This is a genomic window from Streptomyces sp. NPDC014889, from assembly GCF_043081205.1.
Lineage (GTDB): Bacteria > Actinomycetota > Actinomycetes > Streptomycetales > Streptomycetaceae > Streptomyces.
In genome coordinates this window covers 61608-77938 of record NZ_JBIBWH010000007.1, presented here as the reverse complement: position 1 = coordinate 77938, position 16331 = coordinate 61608, and the positions used below count along the sequence as shown (strand labels likewise).

The following is a 16331-nucleotide window of genomic DNA, read 5'->3' as shown; positions in this document are numbered from 1 at the left end:
ATCCGGCGAAGGACCGATCCGCACCGGCCCGGTCTCCGAATCCCCGTGCGACAGGCAAGTCGGCACTGAGGACGGATCGGCATGACAAGTTTCTCCAGTCTCTCCAGGCGCGGCGGGGGCGCCTCCAGGCGTTCGGCTCCCGGGGAGGGACGCAGAGGCCTCGCCTCTCTCCTCTGCGGCGCGCTGGCCGCCGGGAGTCTCGCGGCCGCCGGCACGGCCGTGCTCGAACCCGGGCGGGCCGCCGCCTCCAGCCACCGGGAGGCGCCGCTCGTCTCGGGCACCCCGCAGTACGACAACACGGACCTGTACGCGTTCGTCAGCCCGGACAAGCCCGGCACGACGACCATCGTGGCGAACTGGATACCGTTCGAGGAGCCGGCCGGGGGCCCGAACTTCTACACGTTCGCGGACGACGCCCAGTACGACCTGCACATCGACAGCGACGGTGACGCGCGGAGCGACCTGGTCTTCCGGTACACGTTCCGGACCCATGTCAAGAACAAGAACACGTTCCTCTACAACACGGGTCCGGTGCACAGCCTGGACGACCCGAACCTGAACGTGACCCAGACGTACGACGTCGACCTGATCAAGCTGCGCCACCAGAAGGAGGTGTCCTCGACACGGCTGGCGGACGGTGTGCCGGTGGCGCCGTCGAACGTCGGCAAGGCGTCGATGCCGGACTACGGCGCACTGCGCAGGCAGGCCGTCCACAGCACGGCGGGCGGTGCGGTGACGTTCGCCGGGCAGGCCGACGACCCGTTCTTCGCGGACCTGCGCGTCTTCGACCTGCTGTACGGCGGGGACCTCTCCGAGGTCGGCAACGACACGCTCGCGGGATACAACGTCAACACGATCGCCCTCCAGGTGCCGAACGACCTGATCCGCGAGTCGGCCGGGCAGCCCGTCGTGGGCGTCTGGTCGACCACGCAGCGCAGGAACGCCCACGGCGGCTTCACCCAGGTCTCGCGGCTGGGCAACCCGCTCGTCAACGAGGTCGTCAACCCGCAGAAGGACAAGGACACGTTCAACGCGTCCTCGCCGGACGGCGACGCGCAGTTCCTGGGGAACGTCACCCATCCCGAACTGCCCAAGCTCATCGAGCAGATCTACGACATCAAGGCGCCCGCGGAGCCGCGCGACGATCTCGTGGAGGTGTTCCTCAAGGGCGTGAAGGACCTCAACCAGCCGCCGTACGTGCGGCCTTCGGAGCAGCTCCGGCTGAACACCTCGATCGCGCCGAGCCCGCACCCGAAGCGTCTTGGCGTCCTCGACGGCGACATCGCGGGCTTCCCGAACGGCCGCCGGCTCACCGACGACGTGGTCGACGCCGCGCTCCTGGTGATGGAGGGAGCGCTGCTCGGCGCGAAGAACGACCTGAGCGACGGGGTCGACGCGAACGACCAGGAGTTCGAGAACTCCTTCCCGTACGTGGCCGAGCCGGCGTCCGGCTCGCAGGCACGGGCCGCGGCGAGTTCGAACGCTGAGGTGCGCAGCGGGCTGGGCGGCGCGCTGCGGCCGGCGGGCGACTCCGGCGACACGATGCTGATGGCCGGCTCGGCCGCCGCGGGAGCGGCCGGGGTCCTGCTGATCGGCACGGGCCTGTCCTGGTGGCGCCGCCGCGCGCAGCGCCCGTACTGACCCACGCCCCCACCGACCGGCGCGGTCCGCGTTTCCACCCATCCCCCACGACGCGGGCCGCGCCACCCACGCGACCACGGCCGTACGTGCGGTACGGCCCGAAGCACCCAGGCGACCAAGGAGAGGGCATGGCCCGGCGCGACGACCCCACCCCACCGAACCACGAACACGCCACGGGCCCCACGCCGCCCCCGGAACCCGAAACCCCCGAGCACGACCGCACCCCGGCCACCCCACCGGGGGGAGGCGGCCACCGCGAACACCCGCACGAGGACACCCCCACGTCCCCTGCGGAACGCGGGGCCGAGGACCCGCAGGACGGCACCCCCGCCACCCCGGCGGAACGCGGGGCCGACGGCCCCGGCGACAACGACGCCGCAGCTCCGGTGTCCCCGGATGGGCGGGGCGCCAGGGTGGGGCGTCGGCGGCGGTGGGTGCCGATGGCCGGGATGGTGGTGCTGCTGGCCGTGGTCATGACCGGGAGCGCGCTGGCCGTGGGGGCGGTGCGGGACGGCCGCAGGGTGACCGGCCCCGCGGCGCCGGATCCGCTCGCCGGCGGACGTCAAGGCGCCGACGTCACGTCGCTTCAGGCGCATCTGCGGGCGCAGCCGAAGGACCACGGCGGATGGGCCGCCCTCGGGCTCGCCCTCGTCGAGGAGGCGCGGACCAAGGGCGACCCCTCGCGGTACCCGCAGGCCGAGAAGGCGCTGGCGCGGTCACTGAAGCCGGCGCCCGGGAACGAGCAGGCCCTCGCCGGCCGCGCAGCCCTCGCCGCCGCCCGGCACGACTTCGCCGGCGCCCTGGCCTACGCGGACCGGGCCCTGAAGCAGAACCCCTACAGCGAGCGCGCCCTGTGCTCCCGCATCGACGCCCTCGTCGAACTCGGCCGGTACGACGAGGCGTCCCGGGCCGCCGACACCGCCGACGCCCGGCGTCCGGGAGTGCCGGTCTTCACGCGCTACGCCTACCTGCGCGAACTGCGCGGCGACGTCACCACCGCCCGCCGCGTCCTCGAACAGGCGCTCGCCTCCGCCACCTCCCGTGGCGACATCGCCTACGTCGCCACCCAGCTCGGCCAACTCGCCTGGAACCAGGGCGAGTACAAGGAGGCCCTCAGCCGCTACGCCCGGGCCCTGGCCGCCGACGACGGCTACCTGCCCGCCCTGGAGGGCCGCGCCCGCGCCCGGGCGGCGAGCGGTGACCGCGCCGGCGCCGTCAAGGACCTGGAGGACGTCGTCTCCCGTTACCCGCTGCCGGGGCCGCTCGTCGAACTCGGGGAGCTCTACGAGACCCGCGCCGCCACCGGCGACCGGGCGAAGGCGGAGAACCAGTACGCCCTCGTCGACGCCTGGATCGCGCTCGCCCGCGCGGGCGGTGTCAACGCCGACCTCGACACCGCGCTCGCGGCGGCCGACCACGGCGACGCCCGGGCGGCGCTGCGCGCGGCCCGTGCCGAGTGGGCCCGCCGGCACACCGTGCACACCGCCGACGCGCTCGCCTGGGCGCTGTACCTGAACGGCCACGCCCAGGAAGCCCTCCCCCTCACCCGGCAGGCCACGGCCACCGGCTACCGCAACGCCGCCTTCCTCTACCACCGGGGCATGATCGAGCGCGCCACCGGCCACGCCGGCGCCGCCCGCACCCACCTGACCGCCGCCCTGCGGCTGAACCCCGGCTTCTCCCCGCCGGCCGCCCGTGCGGCACGTACGGCCCTGAAGTCCCTGGAGGCGGGCCGGTGAAGCACCTCCGTACGCTCCGCGCCGCTGCGGCCACCCTCACCGCGGCCTGCGCGCTCGTCCTCGTCCCGGCCGGCGGCGCGAGCGCCCACCCGCTCGGGAACTTCACCGTCAACCGCTACGACGGACTGGTCGTCTCCCCCGGCGCGCTCCGCGTGGACCACGTCGAGGACCTCGCCGAGATCCCGGCGACCCAGGCCAAGCCGGACATCGAGCGGACCGGCCTGGCCGGGTGGGCCCGGCAGCGGTGCGAGAAGGCCGCACGGGACAGCGCCGTAACCGTCGACGGGCGCACGGTCGCGCTCACCGCGCACAGCAGCCACGCGCGCGTGCGCCCCGGCCAGGCGGGGCTCGACACCCTCCGGGTGGAGTGCGGGCTGAGCGCGCCGCTGCCCGAGGACGCCGCCGCCGTCGGCTTCCGCGGCCCGGAGGCGGCGTCCGGGCCCGGCTGGCGGGAGATCACGGCGCGCGGCGACCGGATGACGCTCACCGCGTCCGATGTGCCGGCGATCTCCGTGTCCCGTGAACTGACCCGCTATCCGGAGCGGTTGCTGTCCTCTCCCGCCGACACCTCCGCCGCGTCCCTGCGGGTGCGGCCGGGCGGCCCCGCGCTCGCCGACGACCGGCGCGACGCGCCCGCCGCCTCGGTGCTGCCCCGCGGCGCCGACCGCTGGACGCGGGCCCTCGACGACCTGGTCGCCCGGCACGACCTCACCCTCGGCTTCGCCGTCCTCGCCCTGGCCGTCGCGGTCGGGCTCGGCGCCCTGCACGCCCTGGCACCGGGCCACGGCAAGACCGTGATGGCGGCGGTGGCGGCGGCACGCGGCGGCCGGGCCCGCCTGCGGGACGTCCTGCCGCTGGCCGCCTCGGTGACCGTCACCCACACCCTCGGCGTGGTCGCCCTCGGGCTGCTGGTCGCCGCCGGCTCCGCGGCCGCGCCCTCGGTGATCGCCTGGCTGGGCATCGCGAGCGGCGTCCTGGTCACCCTGGGCGGCGCCGCCCTCGTACGCCGCGCCTGGCACCACCGCGACCACGGGCACGGTCACAGTCACGCACACGGGAACGGACACGGGCACAGTCACGATCACGACCACACTCCCGGCCTCGAACACACCCACGGCGGCCACACCCACACCCACCCCGCCGTCCCCACCCTCCGCGGCACCCTGCTCCTGGGGTTCGCCGGCGGGCTCGTGCCCAGTCCGTCCGCCGTGGTGGTCCTGGTGGGCGCGGCGGCGCTGGGGCAGGCCTGGTTCGGGCTGCTGCTCGTGGTGGCGTACGGCGTCGGGCTCGCCCTGACCCTCACGGCGGCCGGGTTCGCCGTGGTCAGGCTGGGCAGCGGGATGAACCGGCTGCTGGACGGGCGTCCCCGCTGGGCCGCGGGCCCGGCGGCGGCCCTGGTGCGCAGGACCGCGCCGCTCGGGTCGGCCTGCGTGGTCGTCGCTCTGGGAGCCGGGCTGATGCTCAAGGGGGCGGTGGCGGCGCTCAGCTGATCCACCGCCACCCGGATCGCCCCGGAAGCGGATCGGCCCGGAGCGGAGACCCCGGCGGGCGCGGGTCTCCGCTTCGGGCCGCGAAGAAGGCCTGGGTGGTGACGGAGGGTCAGGCCGCCTTGGTGAACACCGGGAGGTAGCCGCCGGAGTGGCCGGCCGCCGTCGGGTGGTAGGAGTCGCCGATGCTGAGCCAGTTGACGCTGTGCAGCCAGGAGCTGCCGGAGCAGATCTCGTGGCCGGTGAAGCTGGCGCGGACGTCGCCGAAGGCGAAGCCGTGGTTCGCGGCGATCTTGGAGATGGCGGCGTCGATGTAGTCGGCGGCGCCGTTGATGGCGGAGCGCTTGGCCTCGCTGAGACCGAGGCAGAGCTGCCCGAGCAGGTAGAAGCGGGGGTAGCCGATGACGACCACGCGCGCGTTGGGGGCCTTGGCGCTGATCGTCGAGTAGAGGTTGTTCAGCTTGCCGGGCAGCGTCGAGTCGATGTACGCCCTGGCGGTGTTGATGCGCGAAATGCAGTCGTTGTCGGACTGGAGCACACAGGTCGTCATGACGTCGGAGAACCCGGCGTCGTTGCCGCCGATGGTGATCGAGACGAGGGCGGTGGCGGAGTTGAGCGAGCCGAGTTGGTTGGCCAGTACGTCGTCGGTCCTGGCGCCCGAGCAGGCGTTGAAGGAGAACGAGGACGGGGAGTGGGCCGCGTTCCACAGGTAGGGGTACGCGTTGGTGCTGCGGTTGCAACTGCCGCTGGAGCTGATGTAGCTGCCGGCGCCCACCCCGGAGGAGTAGGAGTCGCCGAGGGCCACATACGGCCCGTTCGCCGCCAGTTGGGATGCCTGCGCCGTCGTCGCCCCGGTGAGGGCGAGGCCGATGGCCAGGAGGAGGGAGCCGACATAGGCGGAAATTCGGGAACTTCGTCTCATGGAACCTCCCTTTAGCAGGATCTCTGCCGTAACTGTGGTAGCAGCTACGCGTGTTGACGCGGAAGTGTCCATGCCAAAACTTTCCAACGATCAACGAAATCCGTTGTGACACAAGGGGGTTGGGAGGTAAGGAACCGGACGCCCGAGAGGGGCGCACGGGCGCGCGTGAACCCGTACGGCCGCCTCCGCATCTTGACGGGGCAGCGGGGCTGCGCGACATTGAAGCCCGGCATCCGGCGCTTCGGGGGGCAAAGTCGCCAATGCAGACCATACGCATCAAGTCAGTTGCAACACCGGGCACACAGCGGGCACGGCCAGGGCCGGGGAGGGACCTGTCACCGCTGTTCGCGGGTGCCGCGACGGTGGCCGGGGGGATCGGCGCGCTGCTCGCGCTCACCGGCTCCGGCTCACCTCTGCGCGGCCCGCTGACGCTGTTCTTCCTGCTCGCGGCGCCGGCCGCGGCCATCGCCGCCGCGCTGCGCGGGCTGGATCCTTTCGGCCGCGCCCTCGTCTCGGTGGCGGGCGCGGTCGCCCTCGACATGCTGGTCGCTCAGGGGATGCTGGCCGTGCACCGGTGGTCCGTCGGCGGCGGGCTGCTGGCCGTCACCGCGTTCTGCTCCCTCGTTCTCCTGCTGGTTCTGGTGCGGCGAAGGCGCGGCCGTACGGCGAGAAGACAGGGCTCCTGACGTGGACATCAGCGTGTACCGCCCCGGCGAGCTGACCGCCGCCGACCGGGCGGCGTGGACCGCGATGCAGTCCAAGGCTCATCTGCACGGCGCGGAGGAGCTGGCGAACCCCTTCCTGTCCCCCGAGTTCGTGCTCGCGGTGGGCCGGTGCAGACGCGGGGTGCGGATCGCGGTGGTCCGCGAGGACGGCGAGCCCGCCGCGTTCTTCCCGTTCCAGAGATCGGCCACCGGCGTCGGCCGGGCCGTCGGACTCGGCGTCTCCGACTGCCAGGGCCTGGTGCACCGACCCGGCTTCACCTGGGACGCCCGTGAGCTGCTGCGGGACTGCTCGCTGGCCGTCTGGGAGTTCGACCACCTGGTGGCGGGCCAGGAGCCGTTCGAGGCGGGAGCCTCCGGCAGCTTCCCGTCCCCGGTCATGGACGTCGACCAGGGATACGACACCTATCTGAGCGAACTGCGGGCTCGCTCACCGAAGTTCACCCGGACCACCCTCGCCAAGGAGCGAAAGCTGGGCCGCGACGCGGGCCCGGTGCGCTACGTCCACGACGAGCGCGACCCCGCCGCCCTGCGCCGGCTGATGGTCTGGAAGTCCGCCCAGTACCGGCGGACCGGGCGCAGCGACCGCTTCGCGCACGAGTGGATCAGCCGACTGGTCACGCAGTTGTTCCACACCCGCTCCGACCCCTTCGCGGGGATCCTTTCGGTGCTGTACGCGGACGGCCGGCCGGTCGCCGCCCACTTCGGACTGCGCACCGAACGGGTGCTGGCCTGCTGGTTCCCGGCCTACGACCCGGCGTACGCGAAGTTCTCCCCGGGACTGATCCTGCATCTGCGCATGGCCGAGGCGGCCGCCGCCGACGGCATCGCGTACCTGGATCTCGGCCGGGGCCAGAAGGAGTACAAGGACTCCCTGAAGACACGCGAACTCAGCGTGTCCGAAGGGTGGGTGACGCGTCGTCACCCGGTGGCGGTCGGACACCGGGCGCGCCGCGCCCCGGTCCGGGCGCTGCGCAACGCGGTGCTGTCGCGGCCGGAGTTGTTCGAGCCCGCGGACCGGGTCCTCAAACGCATGGGACACATCCGCTCCAGGCGATGAACAGGACGCACAGGGTCGCGTGACGACAAAACCAACAAAAACGTGAGACCTCGGTCCAGGTCTTGCCATACTGGTCCAATCATCAATACCGTCGTACATCTCACCCGCATCGGACCGTCTGCAAGCGGCTCAAGGGGAGGGCTCAGGGGCCGGGACGTTCCGGCGCGGAGCGCGGTAGGGGGGTGCCGTGCTCGGTGACCGCAGGTGTGACCGAGCCGTGCCGCGCGACCGGCTGCCGTTCTTGTGGCAGGCCGGACAGCTTTGCCAGCTCACCCGGCGTGCCCGAAAGAGCCTCTGCGGCGCGCCACGGGTGATCAACCCCCCTTTCGAACCGGACACACAGCCGGGCCGCCCGAGGGGCGGGCGGTCCGCCGGACGAGAGGGAACACGACTCATGAGCTCCGTTCTGCGCTCGCCTTCGTCGGAGGAGGATCCGACGCTCGCCGCGGAATACCGGCCCATCTCCTCGCATCTGGCCATCACTCCGCCGGTGAGCGTGGTGATCCCGGCCATGAACGAGGCGGAGAATCTGCCCTACGTCTTCAAGACGCTTCCGGACTGGATCCACGAAGTGGTTCTCGTGGACGGCAACTCCACCGACGGCACCGTCGAAGTGGCCAGGGAACTGTGGCCCGAGGTGAAGGTCGTCGGGCAGCGCGGCAAGGGCAAGGGGGATGCCCTGATCACCGGCTTCGAGGAGTGCACCGGCGACATCATCGTGATGGTCGACGCGGACGGCTCGGCCGACGGCGGCGAGATCGTCTCCTACGTCTCCGCCCTGGTCTCGGGTGCGGACTTCGCCAAGGGGTCCCGGTTCGCCAACGGCGGCGGCACCGACGACATGACGTTCATCCGCAAGCTCGGCAACCGGGCCCTGTGCGCCGTGGTCAACCGGAAGTTCGGCGCCCGGTACACCGACCTGTGCTACGGGTACAACGCGTTCTGGCGGCACTGCCTGGACAAGATCGAGCTGGACTGCACCGGCTTCGAGGTCGAGACGCTGATGAACATCAGAGTGGTCAAGGCCGGACTGAAGGTGCAGGAGATCCCCAGCCACGAGTACCTCCGCATCCACGGCGTCAGCAATCTGCGTGCCGTGCGGGACGGGCTGCGGGTGCTGAAGGTGATCCTCGAGGAGCGCTCGAACCGGCGCGAACTGCGCCGCCAGGCTCGCCATGTGCGCCGGTCACCGATGCTCGACGCGGTGCGGGGAGAGGCGTCTTGAGCAGTCTCGGCATCTCCGTCGTGATCTGCGTCTACACCGAGGACCGCTGGGAGGACATCCTCGCGGCGGTCTCCTCGGTGCGGGCGCAGTCCCGGCCCGCCCTGGAGACCCTCCTGGTGGTGGACCACAACCCGGTACTGCTGGAGAGGCTGGCCAAGGAGTACGCGCAGGAGCAGGCCGGCGGGGAGGTGCGGGTGCTCGCCAACGCGGGTCCGCGCGGCCTGTCCGCCGGCCGCAACACCGGCATCGCCGCCTCCCGCGGCGAGGTCGTCGCCTTCCTCGACGACGACGCCGTGGCCGAGCGTGACTGGCTGCGGCACTTCGCCGAGGGGTACGCGGACCCACGGGTCATGGCCGTGGGCGGCCGGACGGTACCGGTCTGGGCGTCGGGCCGCCGGCCGGCCTGGTTCCCGGAGGAGTTCGACTGGGTGGTGGGCTGCACCTACCGCGGCCTGCCGCCGGGCCGGGTCCGGGTGCGCAACGTGCTCGGCGGCAACGCCTCCTTCAGGCGTACGGCGTTCGACGCGGCGGGCGGCTTCGCCACCGGTATCGGCCGCGACGGCGACAAGCGGCCGCTGGGCTGCGAGGAGACGGAGCTGTGCATCCGGCTCACCCGGGCCCGGCCGGACGCGGTCCTCCTGATCGACGACCGGGCGGTCATCCACCACCGGGTGCCCGGGGCGCGCGAGCACTTCCGCTACTTCCGCACCCGCGTCTACGCCGAGGGCCTGTCGAAGGCACTGGTCGCGCGGAGCGTCGGCGCGCGGAAGGGCCTGGAGTCCGAGCGCCGTTACACCACCCGGGTGCTGCCCGCCGGGCTGGCCCGCGGGCTGCGCGACGCCCTGCTGGCCCGCCCGGGCGCCGCGGGCCGCGCCGGCGCGATCGTCGCCGGCGTACTCACCGCCGCGGGCGGCTACGCCGTCGGCAGCGTGAGGGCCCGGCGGAGGGGTACGACGTTCGCGGCGGCCGGCATCGAGGGGACCCCACCGGGCGGAAGGACCACGCAGGACCCATCCGGCGGGACGACCGCGCAGGACCCGTCCAGCGGAAGTGCCGCACGGACCCCGTCGAGCGAACCGGGGGGAAGGACCGCTCGGACGCCGCCTGACGACAGGGCCGTGCCGACCACGCCGAGCGGGGCAACCCCGCAGGCACCGCCGGGCGAAGGGCCCGCGCAGACCCCGCCGAGCGTGACGACAACGCAGCCGCCGCCAGGCGGAGGGGCCGGGCAGGCCCCGCCCAGCGGGATGACCACACAGCCGCCGCCAGGCGAACAGACCGCACAGACCCCGCCCGGCGGGCGGACCGCGCAGGACGAGGGGGGACCCAACGGATGAACGGCCGTGCCGGTGTGCCCGTGCCCGTGCTCATGTACCACGCGGTCTCGGCGGAGCCCAACGAGGCCACCCGGGAGCTGTCCGTGACGCCGGAGGCGTTCGGGGAGCAGATGGCCGTGCTCAAGGACCGGGGCTTCCAGCCGGTCACCACGGCACGGCTCGGCGCGTACTGGCGGGGCACGGGCCTGCCCCCGCTGCCCGCGAACCCCGTCCTGATCACCTTCGACGACGGATACGAGGGCGTGCACCGCTACGCCCTGCCGACGCTGGACCACTACGGCTTCCCCGCGACGCTGTTCGTCTCCACGGGCTGGATCCGCGGCGCCCACGACACCGGCGGCGGCCTGGACACCATGCTCGACTGGGACCAGGTCCGCGAACTCGCCGCCGGCGGGGTCGAGATCGGCGGGCACAGCCACACCCATCCGCAGCTCGACCAGCTCGACGACGACTCCCTGTGGTCGGAACTGATCCGCTGCAAGGAGATCGTCGCCGCCGAACTCGGCACCGTGCCCGCCTCGTTCGCCTACCCCTACGGCTACTCCAGCCGCCGGGTGCGGGCCCTGGTGCGGGCCGCCGGCTTCACCCAGGCCCTCGCCGTCGGCAACGCCCTCGCCCGCCGGCGTCAGGGCCCGTACGCCCTGCGCCGGCTCACCGTGCGCCGCGGCACCACCACCGAGGAGTTCGAGCGGATCGTCCAGGGCCGCGCGATCACCCGGAACTTCGCCAGGGACCGAGCCCTCACCAAGGGCTACGCCATGGTCCGCAGAGCCCGACAGGTCCGCCGGAAGGCCATCCGTACCCGTGTCTGACACGACCACCACCACCGAGGCATCCGCCACCGGGCCCGAGGCGCCCGAACAGCCGGGGCGCCGTCTGCGGCTGCCCGGACGGGGCCGGTCCCCCGGCGGCAACCCGCTGTTCCGCAACGCCTACGCGCTGATGCTCAACACCGGGATCTCCGCGGTGCTGGGCCTCGGCTACTGGCTGGTCGCCGCCCGCTACTACTCCGACGACGCGGTCGGCCAGGGCTCGGCCGCCATCGCCGCGATGAAGCTCCTCGCCGGGCTGACCGCGGTCACCCTCACCGGGGCCCTGGCCCGCTTCATACCCATCGCCGGCCGCGCCACCAGGCACCTCATCGCCCGTACGTACCTGGGCAGTTCGGTGATCGTGGCGTGCGCGGCCGGGGTGTTCCTGCTCACGCTCGACGTGTGGGGGCCGTCGTACCGCTTCCTGCACGGCCTCACCCACGGCCTCGGTTTCGTCGTCGCCGTCATGGCGTGGAACCTGCTCACCCTCCAGGACGGGGTGCTGACCGGGCTGCGCAGCGCGCCCTGGGTCCCGGTGGGCAACACCGTCTTCTCGGCGGTGAAGCTGGCCCTGCTGGTGGGGCTCGCCGCCGCGATCCCGACGACCGGTGTCTTCGTCTCCTGGGTGGCGGCGATCGCCTTCTCCATCGTGCCGCTGGGCTGGCTGGTGTTCCGGCGCCTGGTGCCCCGGCACGTGCGGGCCACCGAGGACCACGCCAAGCCGCCGACAGCGAAGGAGCTGGGGCGGTTCCTGGCGGGCGACTACACCGGCTCGCTGTTCTCCCTCGCGGTCGTCTACCTGGTACCGGTGATCATCGCCGCGCAGGTCAGCTCCGCGGACAACGCGTACTTCTACATCACGACCACGATCGGCGGCACCGTCAACCTGCTCGCCATCAACATGGGCGCCTCGCTGACCGTCGAGGGGTCGCACGACCCGGCCCGGCTGGCGGCCAACACCCGTGCCGCGCTCAGGCGGATGGCCCGCATCATGCTCCCCATCTGCGGGCTTCTGTTCGTGCTGGCCCCGTACATCCTGCGCGTCTTCGGCGAGGGCTACGCCAACGCCGCCACCCCGCTGCTGCGCTGGTTCGCCGTCGGCGCACTGCTGCGGGTCGTGATGGAGACGTACTTCGCGGTGCTGCGCGCCCAGAGCCGTACCGCCGGACTGGCCTGGTTGCAGGGCCTGTTGTGCGTGCTGGTCCTTGGCCTGACGCTGCTGCTGCTCCCCCGCATGGGGCTGACCGGCGCCGGCGTCGCGGAGATCTCCAGCCTCGCCGTGATCGTCGCGATCGCCGCACCGAAGCTGTACCGGACCGTCAGGGCCAGGCCCGCCATGGGCGTCCCCGACGACGCGGCACCCGACGGGGACCTCGCCGACCTGGGGGTGCGCGAGGTCCCCGCCCGGACCGCACCGCACCGTCCGCCCGCCTGGGCGCTGGAGTCCGACACCCTCGCCCTGGGCCTCCACGTCGACTTCGACCACGTGGAGCGCCGCCCGGACGTACGGCCCGGACCGGGCACCCCGCCCGCCGGCACCGCCGCGGCGGACCCGGACCGGCCGCCCACCGGCCCTCACGGGCCGAAGGCCCTGGGGCTGCCGGTCGAGGAACGGGGACCGGCCGGCGAACGGGAGGTCGACGCCCCGTTCGGGACGGAGGAGCGCGCCGTCGTACCGGACGGCTCGTACCCCACCGGCGAGCCGGCCGGCGTACCGGAGGCGGCCTCCGCGGGCGCGGACCGGCCCCTCGTGCCGAGGGCCGCGGCCACGGCGCACGAGGCCGCGGAGGAGGAGGCCGTGGAGGAGGCCCCTCCCGCCCCGGACGGCCCCGCACCCTCCTGGCGGGAACGGCTCGCCCCCACCCGGACCGGCGTCCTGCTCGGTTGTCTGCTGACCGCCGCGCTGCTGCTGTACTGGGTGCCCGCGCTGCGCCTGGACGACTCCGACCTGGACCGGATGGGCGGCCTCGGCCTCGTGTCGGTGCTGCCGCTGCCGACCCTGGCCGGCGCCGCGCTGCTGACCGGGGTGTTCGCCGCGCTGCTGGGGCTGCGCCGCGAGCACCGGACGCTGCTGCTGGTGACCCTGGTCGCCACCGTCGTCTCCCTGCACGCGCTGCCCGCGGTGATCGAGAGCGAGCCGCGCTTCGCCACCGCCTGGCAGCACCTCGGTTTCATCGACTTCATCGACCGCACCGGGTCGGCCGTACCGGACCTGGACGCGCGCTGGAGTTGGCCCGGGTTCTTCGCGGCGGCCGCCTTCGTCGCCCGCGCCTGCGGTCTGAGCGACTTCACCGAGGTCATCCGCTGGTGGCCGCTGACCGTCCAACTGCTCTACCTGCCCCCCGTGTTCCTGCTGACCCGGTCGATGCGGGCGAGCTGGCGGGCCAGATGGACCGGTGTGTGGCTCTTCGTGCTCAGCGGCTGGGTGGGCCAGGACTACTTCTCCCCGCAGGGCTTCACCTACCTGCTGTACCTGGCGTTCGTGGCCATCCTCCTCGTCTGGTTCCGGGCGCCGCGGATGCTGTGGACCACGGTGCGGCCGGGCGAGGCGGAGGTCGAGCCGGTCGACCGGCGGCAGCGGGCGGTGCTGCTCCTGGTGATCATCGGCCTGTTCGCCGCGAGCGTCCCGGCCCACCAGCTCACCCCGTTCGTGATGCTCGGGGTGCTGGCCGTGCTTGTCCTGGTCCGCAGGTCCGAACTGCGCGGGCTGCCCGTGCTGTTCGCGGTGATGGCGGCCTTCTGGCTGGGTTTCATGGCCGAGCCGTACTGGTCCGGGCACTTCGACGAGCTGTTCGGCGGGGTCGGCGGGGTCGGCAGCAATGTCTCGACGTCCGTCTCGGGCCGGATCCAGGGCGGTGACTCGACCCACCAACTGGTGCTGTACGCACGCGTGCTGCTGGCCGGTTCCGTGATGACGTTCGCCTGCTGGGGCTGGTGGCGGCGGCGTGAGCACAAGTACCGGGAGCGGTCGCTGCTGGTGCTCACCTTCGTGCCGTTCCTCGGCTTCGGCATGCAGTCCTACGGCGGCGAGATGGCACTGCGGGTCTTCATGTTCGCCCTGCCCGGGGCCGCGCTGCTCGCCGCGCTGGCGCTGTTCCCGCGCACCGGCGCCACCGCGGAGGAACGGGACAAGGACCGGGTGAGCCTGGCGCCGCTCGCCGCGCTGATGGCGGGCCTGCTGCTGATGGGCGGGTTCCTGGTCGCCCGGTGGGGCAACGAGACCTTCGAACGGATCCGGCCCGGCGAGGTCGCGGCCATGGACTACGTGTACGCCCACGACCGGCCGACAGTGCGGCTGCTGTGGCTGAGCAACGACCCGGCCACCAACGTCACTCCGGCCATGCCGTGGGGCGCGCGGGACATGGAGCGCGTCGACTACGTGCCCACCCTGGCGCCGGCCGACCCGGTACTGGTCTCCGGGCTGGTCGACTCGCTGAAGGACGCGGGCCCGAACGCGTACCTGATGATCAACCGCAGTCAGGTGACGTATCTGCGGATGGACGTGGGCTACTCGGCCGCCTGGGAGTCGCGGCTCGTGCGCAACCTCGACGACCGGCGGGAGCTGAGGAAGGTCCTCGCCAACGCCGACGTGACCCTGTACGAGCTGCGCGAACGGCCCGCCGGTCCCGTGCCCGGGCCGCATCCGGGTCCGATCGGGCCGAAGGTGACGTGGACGCCGTGGTCGGTGGTCGGCGGACTCGCGGCCCTGGTGCTGACGGTGATGCTGGCGGCCCGGGAGGTCGTCCGGGTCGCGGTGCGGCCCAGTGTGCGCCGGCAGCGGTGGCTCCAGGGCAGCTTCTGGTTCTCGCTGCCGCTGCTGGCGGTGCTGTTCGCCTCGCTGGTGCAGCGGTTCCTGACACTGGGAGGCGGCTGAGCGGTCGGCGGGTGAAGCGGCTCCTGCGGGCTACCGCCGGAGCCACTTCACCTCGTACGCCCTCAGGTCGAAGCGCCGGCCGTCGACCTGCGCGCTGATCGTGCGGTTCAGGGTGTTGACGACCAGGACCGTCCGGTCGTCGGCCAGGACGCGCACGTTGGGCACGTCGTCCGGGGCGACGGACACCTTCTTGTACTCGGTGCCCGGCGGGAACGCCCGGCTGAAGCGGGAGACCAGGTCGTGCATGGGCAGCGCACGGCCGCCGCCGGACGAGTCCGTCGGGGTCCACAGGCAGCCGGGGCAGTCGCCCGTGCGGTTCTCGGGGTTCCAGTAGAAGCCGGTGGAGGCGCCGCCCCTGGCCATGGCGATCAGACCGGCGGCCTGGACGGCGACGCGGTGCGGTTCGGACCACTCCTTGCGGTCGTCGTTGCGGTCGGCGGGCTCGACGTAGTACTCGGCCCACCACAGCGGCAGCCCGCCCGTCCGCTGCCGCACCCAGCGGCCGACGTCGGTGAGCTTGTCGGTGGCCCGGAACTCGTCGGGCAGCAGGTCGTCGTCCTTGGTGTAGCTGGAGCCGTCCACGACGACGAAGTCGGCGCCCGCCTTGTGCTGGTTCCAGTAGGCGAAGGCGTCCAGGACGCGCTGGTCCATGGCGCCCCAGGGGCCCCGCAGGACGGTGGAGGCGTGCTGCTTCTCCCGCGGGTCGACGCTGTCCATGACCAGGTACGGTCCCCCCACCATGATCTTGGGGTCGACCTGCTTGAGCGCTTTGTGAACCAGGTTGTAGAGGTCTGTGTAGCCCTCGTAGTCCCAGCGGCCCTCGGCGTTGTTCCAGAAACCCTTGAACTCGTTCCAGACGATGAAGTGGCGTACGTCCGGGTAGCGCTTGGCGACGGTCGCGGCGAGGGCCGCGTAGTCCTTGTAGTGGCCGCGGGCCGGGGCGGTCTCCAGGGCCTCCTGGCTCCAGTCGGTGTTGTCCGCGCCGGCCCGGCCGCCCTTCATCCAGTCGGGCGCACAGCACAGCGTGATCACCGGGGTGCCGCCCGAGGCGCGGACGAAGTCGATCCGCCGGTCCAGCGCCTCGAAGTCGTAACGCCCCTTGACCGGCTCGGGGTTGTCGGCGCCCCAGCCCATGATCGCCTGGTTCTGCGGCAGGCCGCCGTCCTTCGACAGCAGCGCCTCGACCCGGCCGGTGGCGGCCGTGCTGCCCTCGTCGGCGCTGAACTGGGTGTGGGTGAAGCCCCAGCCGACGTCCGGCGCGTCCGCGTTGCGCGGGGTCGCCGGTGTGCCGTGCACCCTGTCGCCGTCGCGTGTGGTGCCCTCGGTGTCCGCCCCGCCGGGCAGCGTACTGAGCAGGGCCACGACCAGGGCCACCGCCGTCACTCCCACGCCGAGCAGCGCGGTGAGCCGCCACCGCCCCGCGCCCGGATTCCCCCCATGACGTGTCATCAAGGACCACAGTAAGGGCGGAAATCATCCGCGGGACAGGGTTCCGGCAGGCTCGGCCCACGA

General features: G+C 72.8%; 10 protein-coding genes and 1 pseudogene. 9 read left to right on the top strand and 2 right to left on the bottom strand.

Features of this window, described 5'->3' with window-relative positions:
• Positions 1 to 81: 81 nt before the first annotated feature.
• From ACF09J_RS15325 to ACF09J_RS15315, 3 genes are all read left to right on the top strand, one after another.
• Positions 82 to 1641 (top strand): DUF4331 domain-containing protein, encoded by a 1560-nt coding sequence (locus tag ACF09J_RS15325; RefSeq protein WP_392305907.1) that lies wholly within the window; start codon positions 82 to 84, stop codon positions 1639 to 1641.
• Between the two features lie 128 nt (positions 1642 to 1769).
• Positions 1770 to 3380: a tetratricopeptide repeat protein gene (locus tag ACF09J_RS15320; protein ID WP_392305906.1), complete on the top strand. Its 1611-nt coding sequence runs from the start codon at positions 1770 to 1772 to the stop codon at positions 3378 to 3380.
• Positions 3377 to 4870, top strand: a complete 1494-nt coding sequence (locus ACF09J_RS15315) for a nickel transporter (protein WP_392305905.1) — start codon at positions 3377 to 3379, stop codon at positions 4868 to 4870. Before ACF09J_RS15320 ends, ACF09J_RS15315 begins: the two co-directional genes overlap by 4 nt.
• A gap of 109 nt (positions 4871 to 4979) precedes the next feature.
• Here ACF09J_RS15315 and ACF09J_RS15310 read toward each other — a convergent pair whose 3' ends face one another.
• On the bottom strand, positions 4980 to 5789 hold the full coding sequence (locus ACF09J_RS15310) for an SGNH/GDSL hydrolase family protein (RefSeq protein WP_392305904.1): 810 nt from the start codon (positions 5787 to 5789) through the stop codon (positions 4980 to 4982).
• A 362-nt stretch (positions 5790 to 6151) separates the two neighbouring features.
• Here ACF09J_RS15310 and ACF09J_RS15305 point away from each other — a divergent pair, with 362 nt between their 5' ends.
• The 6 genes and pseudogenes from ACF09J_RS15305 to ACF09J_RS15280 all read left to right on the top strand — a co-directional run bounded on the left by ACF09J_RS15305 (position 6152) and on the right by ACF09J_RS15280 (position 14819).
• Positions 6152 to 6475 carry a hypothetical protein gene (locus ACF09J_RS15305; RefSeq protein WP_392305903.1) on the top strand — a complete coding sequence of 108 codons (324 nt, stop codon included), beginning with the start codon at positions 6152 to 6154 and terminating at the stop codon, positions 6473 to 6475.
• 1 nt (position 6476) lies between these two features.
• The gene (locus ACF09J_RS15300; RefSeq protein WP_392305902.1) at positions 6477 to 7571 is read left to right on the top strand and encodes a GNAT family N-acetyltransferase; all 1095 of its coding nucleotides are present in this window, start codon (positions 6477 to 6479) and stop codon (positions 7569 to 7571) included.
• A 394-nt stretch (positions 7572 to 7965) separates the two neighbouring features.
• The gene (locus tag ACF09J_RS15295; protein ID WP_392305901.1) at positions 7966 to 8796 is read left to right on the top strand and encodes a glycosyltransferase family 2 protein; all 831 of its coding nucleotides are present in this window, start codon (positions 7966 to 7968) and stop codon (positions 8794 to 8796) included.
• Positions 8793 to 9776, top strand: a pseudogene (locus tag ACF09J_RS15290) (glycosyltransferase family 2 protein); the annotation flags it as partial. The gene ACF09J_RS15295 and the pseudogene ACF09J_RS15290, both read left to right, overlap by 4 nt.
• A gap of 353 nt (positions 9777 to 10129) precedes the next feature.
• Complete coding sequence (locus tag ACF09J_RS15285) at positions 10130 to 10945, top strand: polysaccharide deacetylase family protein (RefSeq protein ID WP_392305900.1); 816 nt, start codon at positions 10130 to 10132, stop codon at positions 10943 to 10945.
• The gene (locus ACF09J_RS15280) at positions 10938 to 14819 is read left to right on the top strand and encodes a lipopolysaccharide biosynthesis protein (protein WP_392305899.1); all 3882 of its coding nucleotides are present in this window, start codon (positions 10938 to 10940) and stop codon (positions 14817 to 14819) included. Before ACF09J_RS15285 ends, ACF09J_RS15280 begins: the two co-directional genes overlap by 8 nt.
• A gap of 30 nt (positions 14820 to 14849) precedes the next feature.
• Here the strand turns inward: ACF09J_RS15280 and ACF09J_RS15275 are convergent, their stop codons facing one another.
• Positions 14850 to 16268 carry a xylan 1,4-beta-xylosidase gene (locus tag ACF09J_RS15275; RefSeq protein ID WP_392305898.1) on the bottom strand — a complete coding sequence of 473 codons (1419 nt, stop codon included), beginning with the start codon at positions 16266 to 16268 and terminating at the stop codon, positions 14850 to 14852.
• Positions 16269 to 16331 lie beyond the last annotated feature (63 nt).

What these genes read in the sequence shown, in the direction of transcription:
- ACF09J_RS15325 (WP_392305907.1), top strand. Translation starts at nt 82, where the DNA reads ATGACAAGTTTCTCCAGTCTCTCCAGGCGCGGCGGGGGCGCCTCCAGG.
- ACF09J_RS15320 (WP_392305906.1), top strand. Translation starts at nt 1,770, where the DNA reads ATGGCCCGGCGCGACGACCCCACCCCACCGAACCACGAACACGCCACG.
- ACF09J_RS15310 (WP_392305904.1), bottom strand. Translation starts at nt 5,789, where the DNA reads ATGAGACGAAGTTCCCGAATTTCCGCCTATGTCGGCTCCCTCCTCCTG.
- ACF09J_RS15295 (WP_392305901.1), top strand. Translation starts at nt 7,966, where the DNA reads ATGAGCTCCGTTCTGCGCTCGCCTTCGTCGGAGGAGGATCCGACGCTC.
- ACF09J_RS15285 (WP_392305900.1), top strand. Translation starts at nt 10,130, where the DNA reads ATGAACGGCCGTGCCGGTGTGCCCGTGCCCGTGCTCATGTACCACGCG.
- ACF09J_RS15275 (WP_392305898.1), bottom strand. Translation starts at nt 16,268, where the DNA reads ATGACACGTCATGGGGGGAATCCGGGCGCGGGGCGGTGGCGGCTCACC.